The sequence below is a fragment of the Spirillospora sp. NPDC048823 genome (assembly GCF_043198445.1).
Taxonomy (GTDB): Bacteria; Actinomycetota; Actinomycetes; order Streptosporangiales; family Streptosporangiaceae; genus Spirillospora.
In genome coordinates this window covers 275,605-299,015 of record NZ_JBICUT010000002.1, presented here as the reverse complement: position 1 = coordinate 299,015, position 23,411 = coordinate 275,605, and the positions used below count along the sequence as shown (strand labels likewise).

Genomic DNA, 23,411 nt, shown 5'->3' with positions numbered 1-23,411 from the left:
GGTCGGCGTCATGTCGACTTCCGACCACCTGCTGCTGTTCTTCCACATCGGATTCGCGATCTTCACGCTGGGGCCGCTGACCGCCGCGACCATGTCCACCCCGCGCTACATCCGCAAGCGCAACGTGGTCGTGGTGCGCTACCTCCACCGGGTCACGCAGATCTACGGCGTCGCCACCCTGGGGATCTTCCTGTTCGGGCTGCTGCTGGCCCAGGGCGACCTGGCGGAGGTGTGGCTGTCGGCGTCGATGACGCTGTTCATCGTCGCGCTGGTGCTGCTGCTGATCGTCGAGCGCGACCAGCGCAAGGCGGCGCATCTGCTGGAGGTCGCCGCGGCCGAGGAGGCGGCCGTCCCGGTCAAGCCCGCCGCGGCGGTGGACAAGGACGGCAAGGACCGCGAAGACGGCGGCGGGGCCGAGAAGAAGCGGCCCGCCGCGGCGGACGGCGACATCGCCCAGGTGGAGCGCGGGAGGCTGGCCGCCATCTCCGGCGTCGTCGCGCTGATCTGGCTCGTGATCCTGCTGCTGATGGTCTGGAACGGCTGATGGTCTGGAACGGCTGACGGTCCGGAACGGTCAACGGGCCGGAACGGCCGGCGGTCGGAAGGGCCGGGCGCCGGCCCGGCCGCCGGCGCCGCCGGCTATTCGGGGGGGCCGGCCTTCAGGCGGTTCTTGAGCCAGCTCAGGATCGTCGGGTAGGTGTTCCCGTCCTCCAGCAGATGCGCGGCGTGCCCGCCGCCCTCGATGGTCTTCACCGTCACCGGGACGCCCGCGGCCCGCAGCGCGCCCGCCAGCCCGGCGCTCTGCGCGGTCGGAATGAAGTCGTCGCTGCCGTGCATGAGGAGCATCGGCGCGTCCCCCGCGGAGACGTGGGCGGAGGTGTCGGCGTCTTCCAGCCGGTCCCAGCAGTCCTTGGAGGCGGCGCCGGGGACGCACTGGACGAGGTCCACCACGGCCTGCCGCAGCTTCTGCTGACTGGGTGTGGCGGCCGGCTTCCCGCCCGTCTGGTAGGCCAGGTACGGGCTGATCGGCGGCGACATCGCGATCACGCCGCGGACCTGCGCGGTGCCGGTCCCGAACGTGCCGAGCTGCGTCGCGAGGTGCCCCCCGGCCGAGGAGCCGATCACGGCGATGCGCCGCGGGTCGACATTCCACGTCCGGGCGTGCTGCTTGATGAAGGTGAGGGCGGCCAGCGAGTCGACGCGCTGCGCCGGCCACTGCGCCTTGGGGGCCAGCCGGTAGTTCGCCGACATGACGACGAAGCCCTCTTCGGTGAGCCGGCGCGCGAAGTACTTCCAGCCGCCGCCCTTGTCGCCCGACAGCCAGTAGCCGCCGTGCAGGATCAGCACGGCCGGACGCGGCGTGGCCCTGGGCCCGGCCTCGCGCCAGTAGGCGTCGACCCGCTGGCTCGGGCCCTTGCCGTAGGCGTACGTGCGGAACTTCGGCAGCTCGGGGGTGACCATGACCGCCTGCGCCGTGACGGTGCCGTCGGGCTCGCCGTCCGGTGCCGCCTCCCCCTCGCGGGGATGCGACGTGGAGGACGTGGAGGGCGACTGCGACCCGGGGCCGCCGGCCGGGGGCGCGTCGGAGGGTGTGGTCGTCCCGGGCTCCCCGGTGGGCGGCGCGGACGGGACGGGCGACGACGTCGGCGGTGCCGGCGCCGGCGTCGTCGCCTGGGCTCCGCCCGGAACGGCTACAGCGGAGACACACGTCGCGGCGAACGCCGCACCACAGACCAGAATTTTGCGCACCCCGGGCCCCTTCTTTACGAACCTGGCGCGCTGAGTATAGATGTTTGATCAAGTGGCGTGGGGCAGAGCCCGCTCAAGATCCCGGAGAAGATCGTCGACGTCCTCGATCCCGACCGACAGCCGCACCAGGTCACCGGGGACCTCCAGCGGCGATCCGGCCGCCGAGGCGTGCGTCATCCGGCCCGGGTGCTCGATCAGCGACTCGACGCCGCCGAGCGACTCGCCGAGCGTGAACAGCTTCGTCCGCTCGCACACGAGGACGGCGGCCTCCTCCGACTCCATCCGGAACGAGACCATGCCGCCGAACGCCTTCATCTGCTTGGCGGCGACGTCGTGCCCCGGATGGCCGGGCAGCCCCGGGTACAGGACCCGCCGGACGGCCGGGTGCCGCTCCAGCATCTCGACGATCCGCTCCGCGTTGGAGCAGTGCCGGTCCATCCGCACGCCCAGCGTCTTGATCCCCCGAAGGGTGAGCCAGGCGTCGAACGGGCCCGCGACGGCGCCCATCGCGTTCTGGTGGAACGCAAGCCGCTCGCCCAGCTCCGGGTCCGACACGATCAGCGCGCCGCCGACGACGTCGGAGTGGCCGCCGATGTACTTGGTGGTGGAGTGGACGACCACGTCCGCGCCGAGTTCCAGCGGGCGCTGGAGATACGGGGAGGCGAACGTGTTGTCGACGACCAGCAGTGCGCCGGCGTCGTGGGCGACGGCCGCGAGCGACGCGATGTCGGCGATGCCGAGCAGCGGGTTCGTCGGCGTCTCCACCCAGATGATCTTCGTCTCGGGGCGGACCGCCCTCCGCGCGGCCTCGACGTCCCCGAGCGGCACCGAGTCGAACGCCACACCCCACGGCTCGGCCACCTTGGCGAACAGCCGGTAGGTGCCGCCGTAGGCGTCGTCCGGGATGATCACGTGGTCGCCGGGGCGGCAGACCGCGCGCAGCAGCGCGTCCTCGGCGGCGAGCCCGGAGGCGAACGCCAGCCCCCGCGAGCCGCCTTCCGCTTCGGCGAGGCATATTTCGAGCGCGGTACGGGTCGGGTTCGCCGACCGGGAGTATTCGTAGCCGCCGCGTAGGCCGCCGACACCGTCCTGTTTGTACGTTGATACCTGGTAGATCGGCGTGACGACCGCACCGGTGGTGGGGTCGGGCTCCTGCCCGGCGTGGATGGCCAGGGTCTCGAAGCCTCTCTGAACTTCGTTGTCCATGGGTACGAGGCTATCCACCCCGCTCCCCTCCTCGAGGAGGAGGCGCTCCCCCGCAGGTATCAGCCTTTATTTCAGCGCAGCGGGTGACCCCAACGCCCCATCCGTTCTCTACCGTTTTACACATACCCAATCGACCTTGATTCCCATCACCCTGAACTGAGGAAGCCCCATGTTCGCTCGGCTCGCGCGCTTCGTCGTGAGACACCCGTGGTGGACGATCGCGGCCTGGCTCGTGACCGCGATCCTCGTCATCACCCTGTCCCCCAAGCTCACCACCGAGTCCGACCAGGGCGAGTTCCTGCCGTCCGGCTACGAGTCCGTCCAGGCCGCCGAGATCGCCGAGAAGGCCTTCCCGGAGCAGGCGGGGCTGACGTCCCTGATCGTGGTGCAGCGCACCGACGGCGGGAAGATCACCCCGGCGGACAGCGCCAAGATCGCCGAGACGGCCAAGAATCTGACGGCCAAGAAGTACCCGACCGTCCAGGGCTTCATGACCGGCCCCGACGCGGTCGCCCCCAACAAGAGCATCCAGCTCATCAGCGTGCCGATGGAGATGGTCGCCGGGGACGCGGCCCTGGATCAGAGCCAGGCCATCAAGGACATCCGCACCGAACTGCCCAAGCAGCTCGGCGGCGGGCTGGAGGCCAAGGTCGGCGGTGAGGTCGCGGCGTGGGTGGACAACGAGGACTCCTTCACCCAGTCCTTCGCGCTCATCACCATCGCCACCTTCGCGCTGATCATCGGGCTGATCCTGGTGATCTTCCGGGCGCCGCTGGCGGCGATCCTGCCGATCATCGTGATCATCGCGACCGAGCAGATGGCGATGGGGCTGATCGGCGCCGCGTCCAAGGCGCTGGACTTCTCCGGTGACGACAGCCTGCAGATCATCCTGACCATCGTGATGTTCGGCGTCGGCGCCGACTACTACCTGTTCCTGCTGTTCCGCTACCGGGAGCGGCTGCGCGCCGGCGAGGACCGCAAGACCGCGCTGATCTCCGCGGTGGAGCGGGTCGGCGAGGTCATCACCTCCGCGGCGGCCGCGATCGCGGTCACGTTCCTGGTGCTGATGCTGGCGTCGTTCGGCATCTTCGCCGCCTGGGGCCCGTCGCTCGCCATCGGCGTCGTGGTGATGGGCATCACCTCGCTGACGCTGTTCCCCGCGATCCTGTCGCTGATCGGCCCCGCGGTGTTCTGGCCGTCCAAGTCCTGGAAGAAGCAGCCGAAGGCCACGACCTCGGCCCGGCTCGGCCGGATGGTCGGCGCGCGTCCGGCCCTGGTCGCGCTCGGGGCCGGCGCTCTGCTGGTCGCCCTGGCGTCCGGCGCGATCGGCTTCAAGTCCGATTACGACTTCCAGTCCAGCTTCCCGCAGGACACCGAGTCCGCCCAGGCCACCGAGGACATGAAGAAGGGCTTCCCGGCCGGGCAGAGCACGCCGGTGCAGGTGATGGTCCGCTCCACCGACGGGCAGCCGCTGACCGAGGCCGAGCTGAACGCCTTCGGGCAGCAGGCCAAGTCACTGCCCGGCGTCGGCGGCGTCGCACCGGCGCAACTCAGCAAGGCCGACCCGAAGCTGGGCCAGGTCGACCTGATCCTGAACGGCAACCCGGCCAACAACGAATCGATCAACCTGGTCAAGAACGACCTCGCGCCGGCGGTGCACGACATCGCGCCACAGGGTTCCGAGGTGTTCGTCGGCGGCGAGACCGCGATCTACAGCGACATCAACAAGGTGGTCAACCGGGACCTGTCGGTGATCCTGCCGGTCGCCGGGGTGCTCATCGCGCTGATCCTGCTGATGCTGCTGCGCTCCGTGGTCGCACCGCTGTACCTGGTCCCCGCGGTGCTGCTGGGCTTCGCCGCGACCATGGGATCCGCGGTGTACGTCTTCCAGGGACTGCTCGGCCAGCCCGGTGAGATCTTCCACCTGCCGATCATGCTGTACCTGTTCGTGCTGGCCATCGGGACCGACTACAACATCCTGATGACCGCGCGGCTGCGCGAGGAGGCCAAGGAGGGCCACGAGCCGCGCAAGGCCGCCGCGCTGGCGGTCCAGCACGGCGGGCCGACGGTCGCCGCGGCCGGGCTGATCCTGGCCGGCACGTTCTCGGTGATGCTGCTGGCCAAGGTGTCGATGCTGCAGCAGATGGGCTTCTCCATCGCGCTGGGGATCGCGCTGTCGGCCTTCATCATGGCGATCTTCCTGGTGCCGGGCATCACCGCGCTGCTGGGCCACAAGGCCTGGTGGCCGGGGCACGGGGACGAGCCGAAGAAGACGCTCAAGCCCGCCGACACGCGGGAGGACTTCATCCCGTCCGGGCAGCGGTAGCCCGGACATCCCACAGACGTCGGGTTGCGGAGCCCGGCCCGAAATGCCGCCCACCGGCCGGGCCCCGCAACCCGACACCCTTCCGCACAGAACGAGGCGCCGGAGACCGCAGCGGTCTCCGGCGCCTCGGCTCGTCCGGCCGCGGCGTCCGTCAGGGGGTGGACGCGGCCAGGAAGGCGAGGAGGTCCTGGCGGGTGACGAGGCCCTTGGGCTTGCCGTCCACGAGGACGACGGCCGCACCGGACTTCTCCAGCACGCCGACGGCCTTGCTGACCGGCTCGCCGGACCCGAGGGTCGGCAGCGGCTCCGACATGTGCATCTCGACCGGCTCGGCCAGCTTGGCGCGCTCCCTGACGAGGATGTCGAGCAGGTCGCTCTCCACCACGGAGCCGACCACCTCGGCCGCCATGACCGGCGGCTCCTCCTTCATCACCGGAAGCTGCGACACCTCGTACTCGCGCATGATCGAGATCGCGGTCTGCACGCTCTCGTGCGGGTGGACGTGCACGAACTCCGGCAGCGTCCGGCTCTTGCGGGTGAGCACCTCGCCGACCCGGGCCTCCTCGGTGGACGGAATGAGGAAGCCGTAGTCGGCCATCCACTCGTCGTTGAAGATCTTCGTGAGGTAGCCGCGGCCGCCGTCGGGCAGCAGCACCACGATCACCGCGTCCGGGTCGGCCTGCGCGGCGACGCGCAGCGCGGCGACGACGGCCATCCCGCAGGACCCGCCGACCAGCAGCGCCTCCTCGCGGGCCAGCCGCCGGGTCATGTTGAACGAGTCCTTGTCGGACACCGCGATGATCTCGTCGCAGATGTCCCGGTCGTAGGTCTCGGGCCAGATGTCCTCGCCGACGCCCTCGATGAGGTAGGGGCGGCCGGTGCCGCCGGAGTACACCGATCCCTCGGGGTCCACCCCGACGATCTTCACCCGCCCGCCGGAGACCTCCTTGAGGTACCGCCCGGTGCCGCTGATCGTCCCGCCGGTGCCGATGCCCGCCACGAAGTGCGTGACGCGGCCGTCGGTCTGCTCCCAGATCTCCGGCCCCGTCGTCTCGTAGTGCGAGCGCGGGTTCTCCTGGTTGGTGTACTGGTTCGGCTTCCACGCGCCGGGGATCTCCGCGGCCAGCCGGTCCGACACCGAGTAGTAGGAGTCGGGGTGCTCGGGCGACACCGCCGACGGGCAGACCACGACCTCCGCGCCGTACGCGCGCAGCACGTCGATCTTGTCCTTGGCGACCTTGTCGGGGCAGACGAAGACGCAGCGGTAGCCGCGCTCCTGCGCCACGATGGCGAGCCCGACCCCGGTGTTGCCGGACGTCGGCTCGACGATCGTGCCGCTGGGCGCGAGTTCGCCGGATTTCTCGGCCGCGTCGATCATGCGGACCGCGATGCGGTCCTTCACCGAGCCACCGGGGTTGAAGTACTCCACCTTGGCGAGCACCTGCGGCCGCCGGCCGCCGGTCGTGCTGTCGCCGATCACCTTGCGCAGTCGAACGAGCGGGGTGTTGCCCATCAGCTCGACGAGCGAGTCGTGTACGTGCACCGCGACATCCTTGTCGTTCAGTGTGTCGATCTGAGCGTCGCGTCCCTGCTCAGCCCGCCTGTTCGGGCGGGATGCCGGGCGCGGGGTCCGGATGGTTTCCCTCCTCCCGACGGTATCCGAGTCCGGTACCCGCAGGCATCAACCACCGGGGCCGCGGGTAGGAACTTAATCACGGAGGGTCAGCGGAACATGTTGAGAGCATTCACGGCACGCCGGATCGCGGCGGCCGCGGCGTACGGGGGCGGGGGCATCACGGCCCTCGGCGGCATCACGTTCGGGCTCGTCGTGATGGAGGCCAGACTCGCCCGAAGAATGATCACGGCGACGCCGAGCGGCGACCCGCCGGTGGCCGACGGCCTGTACGGCGGGACGCTGGGCGGCGACCCGCTGTCCCTGGTCATGATCGGTGACTCCACCGCCGCCGGCCTGGGGGTGCACACCCCGGACGAGACCCCCGCCGCCCTTCTGGCGGCCGGGCTGTCGGCGATCGCGGACCGTCCCGTCCGGCTGACGAACGTCGCCCGCTCCGGGTCCCGCTCGCAGGCCCTCCGCGGCCAGGTCGACCGGGCGCTGCGAGCCCGCCCCGACATCGCCGTCATCATGATCGGCGGCAATGACGTGACCGCTCGGGTGCCGGCGGCCGAATCCGTCCGCCATCTCGCGGACGCCGTCGAACGGCTCCGTGCCAGGGGCAGCCACGTCGTCGTCGGCACCTGTCCCGACCTCGGCACCGTCAAGCCGCTGATGCAGCCGCTCAGGTTCATCGCCCGCCGCGCCAGCCGGCAGCTCGCCGCCGCCCAGACCATCGCGGCCGTCGAGCGCGGCGCCCGCTCGGTGTCGCTCGGCGACCTGCTCGGCCGCGAGTTCGCCGCCGACCCTCGCTCGATGTTCAGCGAGGACCGCTATCACCCGTCCGCCCGCGGGTACGCGTCCGCGTGCGCCGCGGTGCTGCCGTCGATGGCGTCCGCGCTGGGCCTGGAGCCCGACGTCGGCGACCTGCTCGGCGACGGCGTCCTGCCGGTCTACCTGGCCGCGGCCGAGGCCGCGGAGGTCTCGGGCACCGAGGTGAGCGGCGCCTCCGTGGAGGGCAGGGAACGCGGCCCCCGCGGCCGCTGGGCCACTCTGCTCCGCCGCCGCACCGTCCTGGCCGGTGATGCGCTCCCCACCCCGGCGACCAGCGACCCGGCCAAGTAACCCCCGAACAGGTAGCCCCCGCTCGTCGCGGCGGAAGAACAACCGGGGCCCGTCCGGTCACCGGTGACGAGCCCCGGCCGACTTGGTGGCCACCGGGCCGGCCGCCGCCCGCGCTTGCGGCGGCCGAGGCCGGTGGCGTGAGGTTCAGGGTCCGGCGGTCGCCGTCCCGCCCACATGGGACGGGTGTCATCACCGGTCCGGGAATCCGCAGGTCGATGAGTAAGTCAACACTTATTGTACTCATTGTCAACACTGTGCGGGGGCACATTGTACGTCGGCGGGGGCGGACGGTTAGATTGCTGGTGACCGGCGAGTAACAGCGTCACGGGAACACGCGTCCCGCGGACACGCTGCCCGCTCGCCGAAGAACGGCCGCTGAGACAGGAGACCCGCACATGCCCGAGGCAGTCATCGTCGCAACCGCGCGCTCGCCGATCGGCCGCGCATTCAAGGGGTCGCTCAAGGACATGCGGCCCGACGACCTCACCGCCCAGATGATCACGGCCGCGATGGCGAAGGTCCCGCAGCTGGACCCGAGCCAGATCGACGACCTCCTGCTCGGCTGCGGCCTCCCCGGCGGCGAGCAGGGCTACAACATGGGACGGGTCGTTTCCGTGCTGCTGGGCTGGGACAGCGTGCCCGGCGCCACCGTCACCCGGTACTGCTCGTCCTCGCTGCAGACGACCCGGATGGCGCTGCACGCGATCCGCTCGGGGGAGGCCGACGTCATCGTGTCGGCGGGCGTCGAGACCGTCAGCCGCTTCGCCAAGGGCAGCAGCGACGGCCTCCCCGACACGCAGAACCCGAAGTTCGCCGACGCCGAGGCCCGCACCGCGAAGGCCGGCGAGGGCGGCACGCCCGTGTGGCACGACCCGCGCGAGGACGGCAACCTGCCCGACATCTACATCGCGATGGGCCAGACCGCCGAGAACGTGGCCGGGATGCGAGGGGTGTCACGGCAGGCGCAGGACGAGTTCGGCGTCCGCTCGCAGAACCTCGCCGAGAAGGCCCTCGCCAACGGGTTCTGGGAGAAGGACATCACCCCGGTGACGCTGCCGGACGGCACCGTCGTCGCCAATGACGACGGCCCCCGCCCCGGCACCACCTACGAGAAGGTCTCGCAGCTCCAGCCGGTGTTCCGGCCGGACGGGACGGTCACCGCGGGCAACTGCTGCCCGCTGAACGACGGTGCGGCCGCGGTCGTCATCATGAGCGACACCAAGGCCGCCGAACTCGGTATCACCCCGCTGGCCCGGGTCGTGTCGACCGGCGTCACCGGCCTGTCCCCCGAGATCATGGGCCTCGGCCCGGTCGACGCGTCCCGCAAGGCCCTGGCCAAGGCCGGCATGACCATCGGCGACATCGACCTCGTCGAGATCAATGAGGCGTTCGCCGCGCAGGTGCTGCCGTCCGCCGAGGACCTCGGCATCGACATCGACAAGCTGAACGTCAACGGCGGCGCCATCGCCATCGGCCACCCGTTCGGCATGACCGGCGCGCGCATCACCTCCACGCTCCTCAACGGCCTGAAGTTCCACGACAAGCAGTTCGGGCTGGAGACGATGTGCGTGGGCGGCGGCCAGGGCATGGCGATGGTCCTGGAGCGCCTTTCCTGACGTCCTCCGCGGTGGCCTGCACGGCACTCGCCCGCCCACGATCACAGGGCGGCCGTCGTGCGGGCCACCTGCGCGTTTCCGGAGAACATCCCCGTTATTTGCGATCTACGTAACGTAATAGATAGGTGGCCGTTAGGGGGTTGTCACATCCGTTCTCCTGTTGCAGAGTCAGCAGGAAGAGCCCCGCGACCTGGAGGTGCCAATTGTCACTGAACCACTCGCCGGAGACGCACAGCAAGCTGCTAGCCCGCATTCCGCAAGTCACAGGACGTGACATCCCCGAGTGGTTCACCGCCATCGAGAACGGCCCGTCGTTCACCCGCTGCGAGGAACGCAGCTCCTGGCTGGCCGACGAGCACAACCTCTCCCACGGCTACGCGTCGGCCCTCGTGCGCGAGCACGAGCGCACCCGCCGCGCGCGGCACTACTGAGTCGCCCTCCGGCGCGTTCCGCCGATCGGCCGGCCCGCCGAGGCTGAGGACGACTCACCGAAGAACTTCATACGGACCTTCCTCATATGAATCCGCTTCATATGACCTGGTGGGATCCCGCCAACGGATGCCCCCGCCGTCGTGCCGCCATGCCGCGCCACGACCCTGGCGCAGAGATCCCACGCAGATCAGCCCCGCGCCGGACGGCGCGGGGCTGATCTGGGTCCCGGGGCGAGCGGCGCCCCAATGGCTGGGGCGCCCCAATGGCTGGTCCGTGCCGACTGGTCCGTGCTGGCTGGTCCGCGGGGGGCCGGTCGGTGGCGGCTAGTCCCTGCCTCCGTAGATGTAGCTGAGCAGCCGCAGCATCTCCAGGTAGATCCACACCAGGGCCAGTACCAGTCCGAACGCGCAGTACCAGGCGAACTTCTCCGGCGCCCCGGCGCGGACGCCCTCCTCGATCGAGTCGAAGTCCAGCAGGAGGAAGAAGCAGCCGACGAGGATCGCGACGACGCTGAACACGTAGGCGAGCGGGTTGCTCGGGTCGCGGATGCCGAGCCCCGCCTCGGAGCCGAACATGTTCATCAGCAGGTTGATGATCATCAGGCTGATCAGCGCCACGGCCGCCGCCATCGTGAACTTGGCGAACTTGGGCGTGACCCGGACGATCCGCAGCGCGTAGACGGCGAGCGTGGCGGCGAACGCCAGCGCCGTACCGATCACGGCCTGGAAGACCACGCCGTGGAAGAGGTCGTTGTAGGCGTGGCTGACGATCCCGACGATGACGCCGTAGACCGCCGCGAACGTCAGGACCGTCAGTGCGTTGGCCTTGCGGCCGAACGTGATGAACGCCCAGATCCCGAGTTGGGCGATGAACGCGACGACCAGAACGGGAATCGCGATGCCGGATGGCACCAGCACCCAGGCCGCGGCCGCGGCGAGCACGAGGGTGACCAGGGTCATGAACCCGCGGACGACGACGTCGTCCATGGTCATCGGCCTGGTACTCGGTAGCGCGTAGCCCGGCGCCGGGTAACCCGCGCCTCCCTGCTGCTGCGTGCCGTACCCCGGGGCACCGTAGACCGGCGCGCCGTAGCCCGCGCCTCCGGCCCGCTGCCCGAAGGCGTTACCCCGGAACGCCGGGTTCCTGCTCTCCATCAGAGCCTCCACATTCGGCCGACCTGACCTTGCAGTCTATGCGTGGAAGCCCTTCACGATCAGCCGGACCCGCCGCAATGGTGCCCCTGGTCGGACTCGAACCGACACGTTGGCTCTTTTAGGGAGCCCGCCTCTGCCATTGGGCTACAGGGGCGGCGTCATCATATCGAGTCAGCGGCTCGTCACGGTGGGTCCCAACGCCCGGTCCATGCCCGAACGGGTGCCGCGGTCCTGGCGTTTCGCATGAATCTCATGCCTGCCGATCCGGCCGTTCTCGCAGGCCAGCGCGGACGTGACGAGGTACAGCAGCCAGACGCGGGCACGGCCGGGTCCGGCCAGCTCCGCACATTCGGCCCAGTGCCGCTGTAGGCCGGCGGCCCAGGCCCGCAGCGTCCGCGCGTGCTGCTCGCGCAGCGCCGCCACACCCCGCACTTCGAGGCCCGCCTCCTCCAGTTCGTCGGCGAGCGCGCCGAGCGGCCGCGGCTCGCCCTCGTCCGGGAACATGTAGCCGCTGGTGAACGTGCGCCGGGCCCGGGGCGGGCCGGGGCGGCGCACCGGCTGCTGGAGGACGAGCCGCCCGCCCGGCGCGAGCAGTCCGGACAGGCGGGCCGCGGGGCGGTCGAGGGACGCCACGTCCGCCAGCCCGACGATCGCGTCGTAGGGCCCGTCGCCCGCCTCGGCCAGGTCCCAGCCGCGGGCCTCGACGCCGGCTCCGGTGCCGGCGGCCATCGCGCGGACGTGGTCGGCCTGTTCAGAGGTGCGGGTCAGCCCCACGACCCTGGCGCCGTGCCGGACGGCGGCGTGCCGGGCGAACGCGCCCCAGCCGCAGTTCAGGTCGAGGAGCCGGGCGCCGGGATGCAGCCCGAGCCTCTCGGCGACGGCCTCGTGGGCGGCCGACTGGGCGGCGTCCAGGTCGCCGTCCAGGTGGCCGTGCGGGTCGGTGTGCGGGCCGGGGGGCGGGTCCCACGATCCGGTGCCGTGCGCCAGCCCGTCCCCGAAGAGCCGGGCGAAGAACGCGGCGGGCTCCCTCATTGGCCCCGCGTGCCCGTCCAGCCCGGTGCCCTGCCGTTCGGCGCGGCCGGGCGCCGACTCCTCGGGCGGCGGCTTCGGCTCGGGCCCGACGGCGCCGAGGGTGACCGCGGTGCGCACGATGTCGCGCTTGTCGTCGCCGCTCAGCCGGATCGGCTCGGCACCGCCGCCCATCACCCGCTGGACGGTGTCCAGAGCGGCGAAGACGTCCCCTTCGATGTCCAGCTCACCGGCGACGTAGGCGCGGACGAAGCCCAGCTCGCCGGGCTTCCACAGCAGCCGCCGCAGCGCCCGCCGGTGCTTGATGACGAACGCGGGGGCGCCGGGCGGGCCGATGGTGCTGCCGTCCCATGCCCGGACCCGGATCGGCAGCCCGTCCACCGGCTCCCGCCCCTCAGGCCCCCGCGCCCCCGGCACCATGATCTTGATGAGCAGGGGCGCCAGCCGGGCGGCGACCCCGGCCGCGCCGCCCGCCTGCCCGGCCTCCGCGGGCGGAGGCTCCGCGGGCGGGGCCGCGGCCTCGAGTTCCGCTCGCGCCTCGTTCCAGGTGGCATCTCCGTCGTGCATGGTGAGGGCACGCCTCCTCCGCGGACGGTGCCGGCCGGACGAGGGCCGGCCTTGCGGTCACTGGTCGCGGCGCCGGCCGGCGGCGAGCTCGAACTCATGGCGGGGCCGCTCCAGCTCGCCGAGCGAGACGATCTCGCGCCGGAAGAAGAAGGCGAGCGTCCAGTCCATGGTGATCCGGAGCTTGCGGTTGACGGTCGGCATCCGAGACAGATGGTAGGTGCGGTGCATGAACCATGCGGGGAGGCCGCGCAGCTTGATCCCATAGACGTTCGCCACGCCTTTGTGCAGGCCGAGGCTCGCCACCGAGCCGACGTAGGCGTGCACGTACCGCTTGCGGGGCCTTCCGCGCAGATCCGCCACGATGTTGTCACCGAGGCGCCTGGCCTGCCTGACCGCGTGCTGGGCGTTCGGCGCCGTGAACTCGCCGGAGTCGGTGAGGTCGGGGACGGCCGCGTTGTCCCCCGCCGTGTAGACGTGCTCCAGTCCCTCGACGGTCAGTTCGGCGGTCGCCTTGACGCGCCCCTTGTCGTCCAGCGGCAGGTCGCTGTCCTTGAGGACGGGGTGCGGTTTCACGCCGGCCGTCCACACGAGCGTCCCGGCGTCGAACGCGTCGCCGTCGCTCAGCACGATGTGCCGCCCCTCGGCGGACTCCAGCAGCGTGTCCAGCTTGACCTCGATTCCGCGGCGGCGCAGCGCCTCGGCGGTCCAGCGGCCCATCTCCGGCCCCACCTCGGGCAGGATCCGGCCGGTCGCCTCGACCATCAGCCACCGCATCTCGCCGGGGTCGATCGTCGGGTACCACTTGCAGGCGTCCCGTGCCAGGTCCTCCAGTTCGGCCATGGCCTCGACGCCCGCGAACCCCGCCCCGACGAACACGAACGTCAGCGCCCGCCTCCGCACCCGCTCGTCGCCCGCGTTGGACGCGGCGATGTCGAGCTGGTGCAGGACGTGGTTGCGCAGGAAGATCGCCTCTTCGACGGTCTTGAAGCCGATCCCGCATTCGGCGAGGCCCGGGATCGGCAGCGTCCGCGAGATGGAGCCGAGGGCGACCACGAGCATGTCGTAGTCGACGTCCCGCTCCGGAACGCCCGCGCTGTCCGTGCCCGCGGGACGCACCGTGACCCGCCTGGCGGCGTGGTCGATCCGCGTCACGTACCCGTTCATGATGCGGCAGCGTCCGAGGACCTTCCGCAGCGGCGCGACGACATGGCGGGGCTCCAGGTTCCCCGCCGCGGCCTCGGGGAGGAACGGCTGGTACGTCATGTAGGACTGCGGGTCGATGACGGTGACGGCGACCTCGCCGCGGCGCAGTTCGCCACGCAGCTTCCGCTGCAGGCGCAGGGCCGTGTACATGCCGACGTACCCGCCGCCGATGATCACGATGTGCTTCGCGGAGTCCGCGGTGCGCTCGGATGGCATGTCGAGGGCGATACCCGCATATGTGGCTCGCTCACCACTTCGCCCTATTCACGAACTTCATCGTCCGGTCTCGCATCTCACCCGATGTATCACCGAAGACGGTGGGACAGGGCCGGACGGGGGCGTCAAGCGGCCCTGGGCGGCGGGACCGGCAGGGGGCCGACCGCCGCCCGGGCCGCTCGGCCAGGCCCTGCCCCGCCGTCTGCGGGTTCACGGGGAGACGCGAGGACGGGGAACGCTCGAATGCCACGGATCATCTGGGGGACGCTGGCAGCAGCCGCCGTCACCGTCACGCTCACGGGATGCGGCCTCACCTCGAACGCGGGACCTGCCGCATCCGAGGTCGGCAGCTCGACGACACCGACCAGCACGGCGACGGCCGGAACCCAGGGATCGGCCACGGGATCGGACTCACCCGGCAAGGGATCGCCCTCCACCGGCTCGCCGGGCACCGGAAGCGGCACGGGGACCGGCACAGGGACGGAGACCGGCGAATCACCTGGAGGCGGGGTCGGCGGAGACGGTGCGGCGGACTATCCGCTCTGCACCAGCGCCGTGCTCAACGCACGCCTCTCCAACAGAAGCTTCGTGGAGACCAACCGCTACGTGACGCTCATCCTGACCAACACGTCCAAGACCACATGCAAACTCCGCGGCTTCGCCAGCCTGCAGCTGATCAACGCGGACGGGCTCGTCGAGACGAGGGTCAGCCGCCACGGCACGCCCCGGACGGTCACGCTCCGGGGCCACGACTGGGCCTACGAACGACTCCACTGGACGTCGGAGCCCGACGGCGGCGAGAGCGGCACCGGCCCCTGCCAGCCCACCGCGACCACCCTGCAGGTCTACACGCTGTACCAGACCCAGCCACTCACGGCGTCCTGGACCAACGGCCCGGTCTGCCACCACGGGAGGATCTGGCTCACCCCCATCACGCCGAACACGACGCCCGGCTACTAGCGATGGTCGCGGGCGCGGACGAGAACGGCGTCCAGCATCTCCTCCGTGACCCGCCCGGTGAAGGTGTTCTGCTGGCTCGGGTGGTAGCAGCCCAGCATCAGCACGGGGTCGCGCCGCGCCACCACAGGCGGCGGCACCAGTTCGACCTCGGCGCCGTGGCCGAACTTCGGCCGGGGACGCGGCACCCCGTACCCGGACTGCTTCAGCGCCGGCCACACGCCCTGCCAGGCGAACCCACCGAGGCACACGATGCAGCGGACGCTCGGCGCGACCATCTCGACCTCGCGGGACAGCCACGGCAGGCACGTCGTGCGCTCCAGCGGCGTCGGCTTGTTGTCGGGCGGGGCGCAGCGGACGGTCGCCGCCATCCGGGCGCCGATGAGCCGCTGCCCGTCGCCCGCGCGCACGCTGGTCGGCGACGCGGCGAGGCCGACCCGGTGCAGCGACGCGAACAGCCAGTCGCCCGAGCGGTCCCCGGTGAAGATCCGCCCGGTGCGGTTGCCGCCGTGCGCGGCCGGGGCCAGCCCGACGATCAGGATCCGCGGCTCCGGATCACCCCATCCGGCGATGGGACGGCCCCAGTACTCCTCGTCCGCGAACGCCCTGCGCCGCTGGACGGCGACCCTCTCCCGCCACTCCACCAGCCGGTCGCAGGCGCGGCACACCGACTGCCGGGCGCACAGCTCGTCCAGGTCCGGCGCCTTGGCCGCCAGCTCGACGACGTCGCCGGTGCCGTGGGCGACGGGGGTGTCCGGGGCGGCGGGATCTTCGGGCCACCCGGAGCCGGGCGGCACGAACGGGGCGTTGGCGGTCGGCATACCACCGATCGTCGCACGCCACAGGCGGTGGCCGGGTTCCGCCCATGTCTCTGCGGAACCGGTCTCGGTCGGTACGATGCGTTCGCCGGTCGGGGAGGCGGGTGTCCGGCACGCCGAAGGCGAATCGGAGGCAGGCAGTTGTCGCAACCGGGCTGGTATCCAGACCCCTACGGCACTGGCAGCCTGCGCTGGTGGGACGGCCAGAGCTGGACGGAGCGGCTCAACCCGGAGCCGTCCCGCCCGCCGCGGGTGCGGCTCCCCCGGCAGGAACAGCGTTCGCGGGGCCACGAGGAGCAGGAGCCGTGGACGATCTACGCGGCCCCGGAGCAGGCGAGCTGGGGCACCCGGCCCGCCGTCCGGCCGCTGGACGTGAACGTGCGCGGCCTGCACCTGCACGCCGACGACCAGATCGTGGCGTACGGGGGCACCTCGCTCGCCTGGCCGCATGTGGAGTGGGTGGCGTACTGGGCGGCGGAGCGACCGGCCGGATACGGCCACGTCCCCGGCACCCAGTGGGTCTTCCAGGCGGGCCGGTTCCCTTTCCGCAGCGGACCCCGCGTCGAGGTCGTCATCGAACCGGACGCCCTGTCCCCGGGGACGAGCGGTCAGGCCGCGGCCGGGCAGGGCGAGCCCGAGTACGTGTGGGGCCGGCTGATCCAGCTGTGCCAGGAGCACGCCGAGCACCGTCTCGTGGCGGAACTGGCGAAACGGGTCCGGGCCGGCGAGTCGATCGACGTGGCGCAGGGGCTCACCGTCCATCCGGGCGGCGTCCGCGGCAACCGGGTGTCGCTGAGCTGGTCGGCGATCTCCGGCGCCACGGTGGACAGCGGCCGGGTGTGGATCCAGCAGTCCAGCAGCGCCTCGCCGATCCTCTACGTCCCCCAGCAGAACCCGAACGCGGTCCTGATCCCGGCCCTGCTGGCGCAGCTGAAACACTGAGCACCCGCGGCGGACGGCGGGTCACACCAGCGGGGTCACACCAGGGACCAGGCGATTCCGTCCAGGATGTCGTGTTCGCTCACGACGACGGCGCCGAAACCGTACTCCCGCATGATCCGGTCGAGGATCAGGGCGCCCGCGCCGATCACGTCGACCCGGCCCGGGTGCATGACGCCGAACTCGGCGCGTTCGGCGCGGGTGGCGTGCAGCAGCCGCCGGGTGACCTCGTGCACCTGGGATGCGGTGATCCGGGACAGGTGGATGCGGGACGCGTCGTACTCGGGCAGGTCGAGCGCGATACCGGCGACGGTGGTGACCGAGCCGGCGAGGCCGACGAGCGTGCGCGCCTCGTCCACCGGGACGGTCTCGCGGACGGTGGCGAGGGCCGTGTCGATGTCGGCGGCGGCGTTCGAGATCTGCAGCGGTGACGGCGGGTCGCCGTCCCTCAGGTGCCGCTCGGTCATCCGGACGCAGCCGATGTCGATCGAGCGGGCGGCGTCGGCCGACGAGCTGCCGACCACGAACTCGGTGGAGCCGCCGCCGATGTCGACGACCAGGTAGGGGCGGGCCGGGCGGAGCTCGGCCAGTTCCCGGGTGGCGCCGAGGAACGACAGTCCGGCCTCCTCGTCCCCGCTGATCACCTCGGGGACGACGCCGAAGATGTCGACGACGCCGTTGACGAAGTCGGCCCGGTTCTCCGCGTCGCGGGTGGCGCTGGTCGCCACGACCCTGGTCTTGACGGGGCCCTGCCGGGCGGGGGGTCCGTGCCGCTCGATCAGTTCCGCGTAGCCGCGCATCGCGGTGAAGGTGCGTTCCAGCGCGGCGGGCGACAGCCGCCCCGTCTCGTCGACGCCCTCCCCGAGCCGGACGATCTCCATCCGGCGTTCGACGTCGGTGAGCGTCCCGCCGCCCTCGCCGGGGACGATGTCGGCGATGAGGAGGCGGACGGAGTTCGTTCCGCAGTCGATGGCCGCGACACGCGTCACCGTGCCTCCCCCGCATCGGTGCCCGCGTGATCCGCCTGACCCGTCTGATCCGCGGGGACGCAGGGGCCGGAGCGCCACCATTCCGGGAGCGCGTCCAGCGCCTCGCGCCCAAGCGGGTTCACGCCGGGCACGGCCAGCTCGTGGGCGATGAGGGCGTGCAGGCATTTGACGCGTTCGGGCATGCCGCCCGCGCTCTGCATGTCCTCGGGCAGCGGCTCGAGGCCGTCCTCGCGGGCCGCCTCATCACGGCGGCGCAGGTAGTCCTCGTGGGCGGCGGTGTAGCGGGCCTTCAGCTCCGGGTCGGCGGCGAGCCGGTCCTGCATCTCCCGCATGAGGCCGCCGCCCTCCAGGGTCCCGATGGCCGAGGCGGCCTTCGGGCACGTCAGGTAGAACAGCGTCGGAAAGGGCGTCCCGTCGGGCAGCCTCGGCGCCGTCTCGATCACGGCGGGCCGCCCGCACGGGCAGCGGCTCGCCACGCCGCGCACGCCGCGCGGCTCCCGTCCGAGCTGAGCCGCTATCGCGGCCCGGTCATCGTCCCGTGCCACCCGGTCACCTGCCTGCATCATCTGCGTCCCACCCGCGGATCTCACGTCCGGCCCCTCCCGCCGGGCGTGTCCGGCATCGTCTCGCCGCGAGCCGCGCGACGGGTCAGCGCGGCCTGTCTGCCGCCTCCACCGACCGCCACAGCGTCTCGTACCACGGCGGCCTGCTCGTCGGCCCGCCCTTGCGGGCCTGCCGGCCGTCGCCGTCGCCACCGTCCAGCACGATGTAGCACTTTACGTCAGGACGGCAGTAATGGAGTCTTCGCGTCGCCTCACGCTCAATGTACGACTTATCCCCGAGTTGCTGCTTGCGTTGGGCGAGAATCTCCACCTGGCGGCGCGCCACCGCCTCCTTCTGCCGGAGGTCGGCGATCTCCTTGCGCTGCGCGATGTACTCCCGGACGGGATAGGCCAAGCTCAGCGCGATCGCGCACACCACCACGGCCAGGATGGCCGCGCGGCTGGTCAGCGCCGGGTTGCCGCGGCGCATGCCGCTCGCGCGGCCGTCCCGGTGGTCGTCGGCACGGTGGTCGTCGGCACGGTGGTCGTCGGCACGGTCGTCATCGGCGTCGCCGTGCCCTTCTCCGCGCCCGGCTCCGGGGCCCGGCCGGTGCTCGCCCCGCGTCATCAGTCCTGCGCGTCGAAGCGCGGGAACGCGGAGGCTCCGGCGTAGCGGGCGGCGTCGTCCAGCAGCTCCTCGATGCGCAGCAGCTGGTTGTACTTGGCGACGCGGTCGCTGCGGGCGGGGGCACCGGTCTTGATCTGGCCGCAGTTGGTGGCGACGGCCAGGTCGGCGATCGTGGTGTCCTCGGTCTCGCCGGACCGGTGGCTCATCATGCAGCGGAAGCCGCTGGTCTGCGCGAGCGAGACGGCGTCGAGGGTCTCGCTGAGCGTGCCGATCTGGTTGACCTTGACCAGCAGCGCGTTGGCGGCGCGGGCCTTGATGCCGCGGGCGAGCCGCTCGGGATTGGTGACGAACAGGTCGTCGCCGACGATCTGGACGCGCTCGCCGATCGCGGCGGTGAGGCCCTCCCAGCCGGCCCAGTCCTCCTCGTCGAGCGGGTCCTCGATGGAGACCAGCGGGTACTCCGAGACCAGCTCGCCGTAGTAGGCGGCCATGTCGTCGGAGCTCCTCTTGGTGCCCTCGAAGGTGTACTGGCCGCCCGCGTGGAACTCGCTGGCGGCCGCGTCCAGCGCGAGCGCGATGTCGCGTCCGGGGACGAAGCCGGCCTTGCGGATCCCCTCCATGATCAGGTCGAGCGCGTCCCGGTTGCTCGGCAGCTCGGGCGCGAACCCTCCCTCGTCGCCGAGGCCGGTGTTCAGGCCCTTGGCCTTCAGCACCGACTTCAGCGCGTGGTAGGTCTCGGCGCCCCAGCGCAGCGCCTCGGCGAAGGTGGCCGCGCCGATCGGCGCGATCATGAACTCCTGGATGTCGACGTTGGTGTCGGCGTGCGCGCCGCCGTTCAGGATGTTCATCATCGGGACGGGCAGCAGGTGCGCGTTCGGCCCGCCCACGTAGCGGAACAGCGGGAGACCGGCGGAGTCGGCGGCGGCCTTGGCGACGGCCAGGCTGACGCCGAGGATCGCGTTGGCGCCGAGCGCCGACTTGGCGGGCGTGCCGTCGAGGTCGACCAGCAGCCGGTCGATCAGCCGCTGGTCGGAGGCCGGGTAGCCGACGAGCTTCTCGTCGATGGTCTCGTTGACGGCCTTGACCGCGTTGCGGACGCCCTTGCCGCCGTAGCGCTCACCCCCGTCCCGCAGTTCGACGGCCTCGAACTGGCCGGTGGAGGCCCCGCTCGGCACGGCGGCGTGCGCCTCGGTCCCATCGGCGAGCAGGACCTCGACCTCGACGGTCGGATTGCCGCGGGAGTCAAGGATCTCCCGGGCGAGTACGGCCTCGATCGACGACACGGGGAACCCCCTGGTGGTGCGAGTGGTCTGGCATGCAGCGGTCTGGTTCGATCACCGAGCCTATCCGCGCGGCCCCCGCGCCGCCCAACTGGCTCGCCGTCGTCCGGCGGGACGGCCCACATATCGGACACGGCCGGGGCCGTCGGACACGGGCCTGCCGGACACGGGACGGGGCGAACTGAACGATCTTTTACCCGCCACCCACGGTCGTGTTTGCCCCGTTCAGGCAAGAAAACACGGGTACTGGCAGGAACGTGAGCGCACCCGGGAGGTCGTCATCCGCGTCCGGTCCCGCCGGCCGCCCGTGCAGCTGAGCCGCTGGATCTGGCGGGCCGTCCTCCGCAATCCCGAGATCCGGGTGCGCATGACGGTCACGGCCGTGCTGTTCATGCTGTTCCTCTCGACGGCATTGTGCGTGGCGGTGTTGGTCCAGGCCAGGCGGCAGGTCGCCAACGACGTAATCCAGGAGCTGTCGAGAGACGGCCGCAGCGTGATGAACGATTACCACGCCGGCCAGCTGGATCAGGAGATCGACGCGCCCAACGACGAGCTTGAGCAGGTGGTGGACCGGCGGGGCCGGGTGATCGCGGCCACACCGCGAATGCAGGGCCGGCCGGCCGTGCCGTTCCCGCCTCCGCGCAGGGGCGCCGACCACCGCGAGGGCCGGATCTGCGGCATCGACTTGCCGGGCGGGGACTGCTTCCTCGTCGTCGTCAACCAGATCGGCCTCGGACAGTCCGCGCTGTTCGTCTACACCCTCGCACCCGCGCCGGGACTCTTCCCGCGCCCGCTGATAGCGACGCTGCTCATGCTCAGCATCCCGTTCTTCTCCGGCTTCGTCGGCTACGGAACGTGGCGTGCGGCGACCCGCACCCTGCGACCGGTCGACATGATCCGCCGGGAACTGGACGAGATCACCGCCACGGACCTGGAACGCCGGGTTCCGTACCCGCCGCGCCGCGACGAGGTGGGGCTGCTCGCCGAGAGCATCAACGCGACCCTCGACCGGCTGGAGCAGGCGGTCGCGCGGCAGCGCGGGTTCGTCACCGACGTCTCCCACGAGCTGCGCAGCCCGCTCGCCGCGCTGCGGATGGAGCTGGAACTCGCGCTGTCGGCACCCGAGGAGACCGACATGGCCGAGACGCTGCAGGCCATCCTGGCCAACACCGACCGGCTGGCGGCGGTGGTGGACGACCTGCTGGCGCTGGCCCGCCTGGAAGCCGACAGGAACTTCCAGCGCGAGACGGTGGATCTGACCGAGCTGACGGATCAGGAGGTGCTGAGCCGTCCCCGCCGCGCCCAGGTGACCGTCCTGTCGGAGGGGGCGGTGACGGTGCAGGGCGGGCGCAGCGAGCTGGCGCGGCTGCTGACGAACCTGATCGACAACGCCGTCCGGCACGCGTCCCGCGAGGTCACGGTGATCCTCCGCCCGGAGTCGCCCACGACCGCGGTCGTCGAGGTGATCGACGACGGCACCGGCATCGCGCCGGAGGACCGCGAGCGGGTGTTCGAGCGCTTCACCCGGCTGGCCGAGGGCCAGCACCGCGACGCCGGCGGCACCGGCCTCGGCCTGGCGATCTCCCGCGACATCGCCGAGGCGCACCGCGGCTCACTGATCCTCACCGACCGCGTCGACGGCGTCCCCGGCGCCCGCTTCGTGTTGCGGCTGCCGCGGTGAACGGTCGTTCCCGTCCCCGGCGCGGCCCGCCGGAGACGGGAACGGTCCGTCAGGAGATCCCGAGGTCGGCGCGGAGTCGTTCGCGTTCGGACTCCAGGAGCTCGATCTGGCCTTCCAGCTCCTCGCGGGCGGCGAGGTACTGGCCGGAGTCGGCGAAGTCCGTGGCGTCGCCGGGCGGCGCGGGAAGTTCGGCGCGCAGCCGGGCGAGGGTCTCGTCGAGGTCGCGGAGCCGGGTCCGCCGGTCGTCGCCGCCGGCCTCGTTCATGCCGCTCTGGCTCATGTCGCCCTGATTCATGCCGCTCTGGTTCATGTGGTCCTCCCGTGGGTCTGCATGCCCGTGACGCGGTGGTCCTCACCCCAGCACGCGATCAGATGCGGATCACGGTCTTGCCCCGGGCGCCGCCGGCCCGGTTGGCGGCCAGCGCGTCCGGCGCGTCCTCCAGCGGCACCTCGCGTTCGACCCGGACCCGCAGCTCACCCGCGTCGATCAGGTCGGACAGCCGGTCCAACAGCTCGGCCGTCGGGTCGCTGTCGAGGTTGACCCCGCGCAGCCCCTGGGCCTCCATCGAGTCGGGGTTCACCGACCAGACGGAGCTGACGTACGTCCCGCCGGGGCGCAGCAACTGTGCGAGGACCTCGGTGCCCGCGGTGTCGCCGACCATGTCGAGGACGGCGTCGATCCCGCCGTCGTGGACGGCCAGCACCTGGGCGTTGAGGTCGCCCTTGGAGTGGTCGACGGTCTCGTCCGCGCCGAGCCTGCGCATCGTCCCGGCCATGTCGGCGCGGGCGGTCGCGATGACCTTCGCGCCCTCCCGCGCGGCGAGCTGCACCACGCCCTGCCCGACGCCGCCGGTCGCCCCCACGACGAGGACGGTCTGCCCGGCGTCCACCCGCGCCTCCTCGACGATGCCGAGCGCGGCCGTGCTCGCCGTCGGCACCGCCGCGGCATGCGTGTAGATCATGCCCTCCGGGATCTTGGCGACGGGGCCGTCGTCGCGGGCGAGGGCGTACTCGGCGAACGCGCCGAGGCCGCGGTCCTCCATGGCGAAGGTCCCGTAGACCTGCTCACCGTGCCGCAGCCGGGTCACGCCCTCGCCGACCGCCTCCACGACCCCGGCGCCGTCATGGCCCAGGATCAGCGGGAAGGACGCGTCGACGGAGTCCTTGAACATGCCGTCGGCGATTTTCCAGTCGGACGGGTTCAGCCCGGCCGCGATCATCTTCACGAGGATCTCGCCGGGCCCCGGCTCCGGACGCGGCAGGTTCATCGGCGCCGGCGTGGCGCCGTACTCGGACACGGCGATGGCTCGCATGACGATCGTCCCCCCGAACGGCTCAGCAG

The 23,411-nt window shown here is 71.6% G+C and carries 21 protein-coding genes and 1 tRNA gene; 8 read left to right on the top strand and 14 right to left on the bottom strand.

What is annotated here, in order from left to right; translation table 11 throughout:
* Positions 1-10 precede the first annotated feature (10 nt).
* Positions 11-544 carry a hypothetical protein gene (locus tag ACGFK0_RS04955; protein ID WP_392900267.1) on the top strand — a complete coding sequence of 178 codons (534 nt, stop codon included), beginning with the start codon at positions 11-13 and terminating at the stop codon, positions 542-544.
* A gap of 95 nt (positions 545-639) precedes the next feature.
* On the opposite strand, the gene ACGFK0_RS04950 is transcribed toward ACGFK0_RS04955, so the two are convergent.
* Positions 640-1,749: an alpha/beta hydrolase gene (locus ACGFK0_RS04950; protein ID WP_392900264.1), complete on the bottom strand. Its 1,110-nt coding sequence runs from the start codon at positions 1,747-1,749 to the stop codon at positions 640-642.
* A 48-nt stretch (positions 1,750-1,797) separates the two neighbouring features.
* On the bottom strand, positions 1,798-2,955 hold the full coding sequence (locus ACGFK0_RS04945; RefSeq protein WP_392900260.1) for a cystathionine gamma-synthase: 1,158 nt from the start codon (positions 2,953-2,955) through the stop codon (positions 1,798-1,800).
* Positions 2,956-3,124: 169 nt separating this feature from the next.
* Here ACGFK0_RS04945 and ACGFK0_RS04940 point away from each other — a divergent pair, with 169 nt between their 5' ends.
* Positions 3,125-5,281, top strand: a complete 2,157-nt coding sequence (locus ACGFK0_RS04940; protein WP_392900257.1) for an MMPL family transporter — start codon at positions 3,125-3,127, stop codon at positions 5,279-5,281.
* 151 nt (positions 5,282-5,432) lie between these two features.
* On the opposite strand, the gene ACGFK0_RS04935 is transcribed toward ACGFK0_RS04940, so the two are convergent.
* On the bottom strand, positions 5,433-6,824 hold the full coding sequence (locus ACGFK0_RS04935; RefSeq protein WP_392900254.1) for a cystathionine beta-synthase: 1,392 nt from the start codon (positions 6,822-6,824) through the stop codon (positions 5,433-5,435).
* A gap of 189 nt (positions 6,825-7,013) precedes the next feature.
* Between ACGFK0_RS04935 and ACGFK0_RS04930 the strand changes: the two genes are divergently transcribed.
* The 3 genes from ACGFK0_RS04930 (at position 7,014) to ACGFK0_RS04920 (ending at position 10,065) form a co-directional block, all read left to right on the top strand.
* A complete protein-coding gene (locus ACGFK0_RS04930) occupies positions 7,014-8,018 on the top strand; it encodes an SGNH/GDSL hydrolase family protein (RefSeq protein WP_392900252.1) in 1,005 nt (334 codons plus the stop codon).
* A 395-nt stretch (positions 8,019-8,413) separates the two neighbouring features.
* On the top strand, positions 8,414-9,634 hold the full coding sequence (locus ACGFK0_RS04925) for an acetyl-CoA C-acetyltransferase (RefSeq protein ID WP_392900249.1): 1,221 nt from the start codon (positions 8,414-8,416) through the stop codon (positions 9,632-9,634).
* A 203-nt stretch (positions 9,635-9,837) separates the two neighbouring features.
* A complete protein-coding gene (locus ACGFK0_RS04920) occupies positions 9,838-10,065 on the top strand; it encodes a DUF4287 domain-containing protein (RefSeq protein ID WP_392900246.1) in 228 nt (75 codons plus the stop codon).
* Between the two features lie 324 nt (positions 10,066-10,389).
* Here the strand turns inward: ACGFK0_RS04920 and ACGFK0_RS04915 are convergent, their stop codons facing one another.
* From ACGFK0_RS04915 to ACGFK0_RS04900, 4 genes are all read right to left on the bottom strand, one after another.
* A complete protein-coding gene (locus ACGFK0_RS04915; RefSeq protein ID WP_392900243.1) occupies positions 10,390-11,220 on the bottom strand; it encodes a Bax inhibitor-1/YccA family protein in 831 nt (276 codons plus the stop codon).
* Positions 11,221-11,298: 78 nt separating this feature from the next.
* Positions 11,299-11,374 (bottom strand) — tRNA-Leu (locus ACGFK0_RS04910).
* A 17-nt stretch (positions 11,375-11,391) separates the two neighbouring features.
* A complete protein-coding gene (locus tag ACGFK0_RS04905) occupies positions 11,392-12,816 on the bottom strand; it encodes a class I SAM-dependent methyltransferase (RefSeq protein ID WP_392900240.1) in 1,425 nt (474 codons plus the stop codon).
* A 57-nt stretch (positions 12,817-12,873) separates the two neighbouring features.
* Positions 12,874-14,235, bottom strand: coding sequence for an NAD(P)/FAD-dependent oxidoreductase (locus ACGFK0_RS04900; RefSeq protein ID WP_392900238.1), 1,362 nt, complete (start codon positions 14,233-14,235; stop codon positions 12,874-12,876).
* A 243-nt stretch (positions 14,236-14,478) separates the two neighbouring features.
* On the opposite strand from ACGFK0_RS04900, the gene ACGFK0_RS04895 reads away from it, so the two are divergent.
* The gene (locus ACGFK0_RS04895) at positions 14,479-15,195 is read left to right on the top strand and encodes a DUF4232 domain-containing protein (protein WP_392900235.1); all 717 of its coding nucleotides are present in this window, start codon (positions 14,479-14,481) and stop codon (positions 15,193-15,195) included.
* On the opposite strand, the gene ACGFK0_RS04890 is transcribed toward ACGFK0_RS04895, so the two are convergent.
* Complete coding sequence (locus ACGFK0_RS04890; protein ID WP_392900232.1) at positions 15,192-16,013, bottom strand: uracil-DNA glycosylase; 822 nt, start codon at positions 16,011-16,013, stop codon at positions 15,192-15,194. The two genes, ACGFK0_RS04895 and ACGFK0_RS04890, sit on opposite strands and share 4 nt — an antisense overlap.
* A 138-nt stretch (positions 16,014-16,151) precedes the next feature.
* Here ACGFK0_RS04890 and ACGFK0_RS04885 point away from each other — a divergent pair, with 138 nt between their 5' ends.
* A complete protein-coding gene (locus ACGFK0_RS04885) occupies positions 16,152-16,952 on the top strand; it encodes a DUF2510 domain-containing protein (RefSeq protein WP_392900229.1) in 801 nt (266 codons plus the stop codon).
* Positions 16,953-16,987: 35 nt separating this feature from the next.
* On the opposite strand, the gene ACGFK0_RS04880 is transcribed toward ACGFK0_RS04885, so the two are convergent.
* The 4 genes from ACGFK0_RS04880 to eno all read right to left on the bottom strand — a co-directional run bounded on the left by ACGFK0_RS04880 (position 16,988) and on the right by eno (position 20,391).
* Positions 16,988-17,938 carry an exopolyphosphatase gene (locus ACGFK0_RS04880; protein WP_392900226.1) on the bottom strand — a complete coding sequence of 317 codons (951 nt, stop codon included), beginning with the start codon at positions 17,936-17,938 and terminating at the stop codon, positions 16,988-16,990.
* On the bottom strand, positions 17,935-18,504 hold the full coding sequence (locus ACGFK0_RS04875) for a DUF501 domain-containing protein (protein ID WP_392901428.1): 570 nt from the start codon (positions 18,502-18,504) through the stop codon (positions 17,935-17,937). The genes ACGFK0_RS04880 and ACGFK0_RS04875 overlap by 4 nt, the downstream gene beginning before the upstream one ends.
* An 82-nt stretch (positions 18,505-18,586) precedes the next feature.
* On the bottom strand, positions 18,587-19,108 hold the full coding sequence (locus tag ACGFK0_RS04870) for a septum formation initiator family protein (RefSeq protein ID WP_392900223.1): 522 nt from the start codon (positions 19,106-19,108) through the stop codon (positions 18,587-18,589).
* The gene (gene eno / locus ACGFK0_RS04865; protein WP_392900220.1) at positions 19,108-20,391 is read right to left on the bottom strand and encodes a phosphopyruvate hydratase; all 1,284 of its coding nucleotides are present in this window, start codon (positions 20,389-20,391) and stop codon (positions 19,108-19,110) included. The genes ACGFK0_RS04870 and eno overlap by 1 nt, the downstream gene beginning before the upstream one ends.
* Before the next feature lie 304 nt (positions 20,392-20,695).
* Between eno and ACGFK0_RS04860 the strand changes: the two genes are divergently transcribed.
* Entirely contained in the window at positions 20,696-22,069 is a 1,374-nt protein-coding gene (locus tag ACGFK0_RS04860; protein WP_392900217.1) for a sensor histidine kinase, read from the top strand.
* Positions 22,070-22,118: 49 nt separating this feature from the next.
* Here ACGFK0_RS04860 and ACGFK0_RS04855 read toward each other — a convergent pair whose 3' ends face one another.
* Positions 22,119-22,379, bottom strand: coding sequence for a hypothetical protein (locus ACGFK0_RS04855; protein ID WP_392900215.1), 261 nt, complete (start codon positions 22,377-22,379; stop codon positions 22,119-22,121).
* A 58-nt stretch (positions 22,380-22,437) separates the two neighbouring features.
* Positions 22,438-23,382, bottom strand: a complete 945-nt coding sequence (locus tag ACGFK0_RS04850) for an NADP-dependent oxidoreductase (protein WP_392900212.1) — start codon at positions 23,380-23,382, stop codon at positions 22,438-22,440.
* Positions 23,383-23,411: the final 29 nt, after the last annotated feature.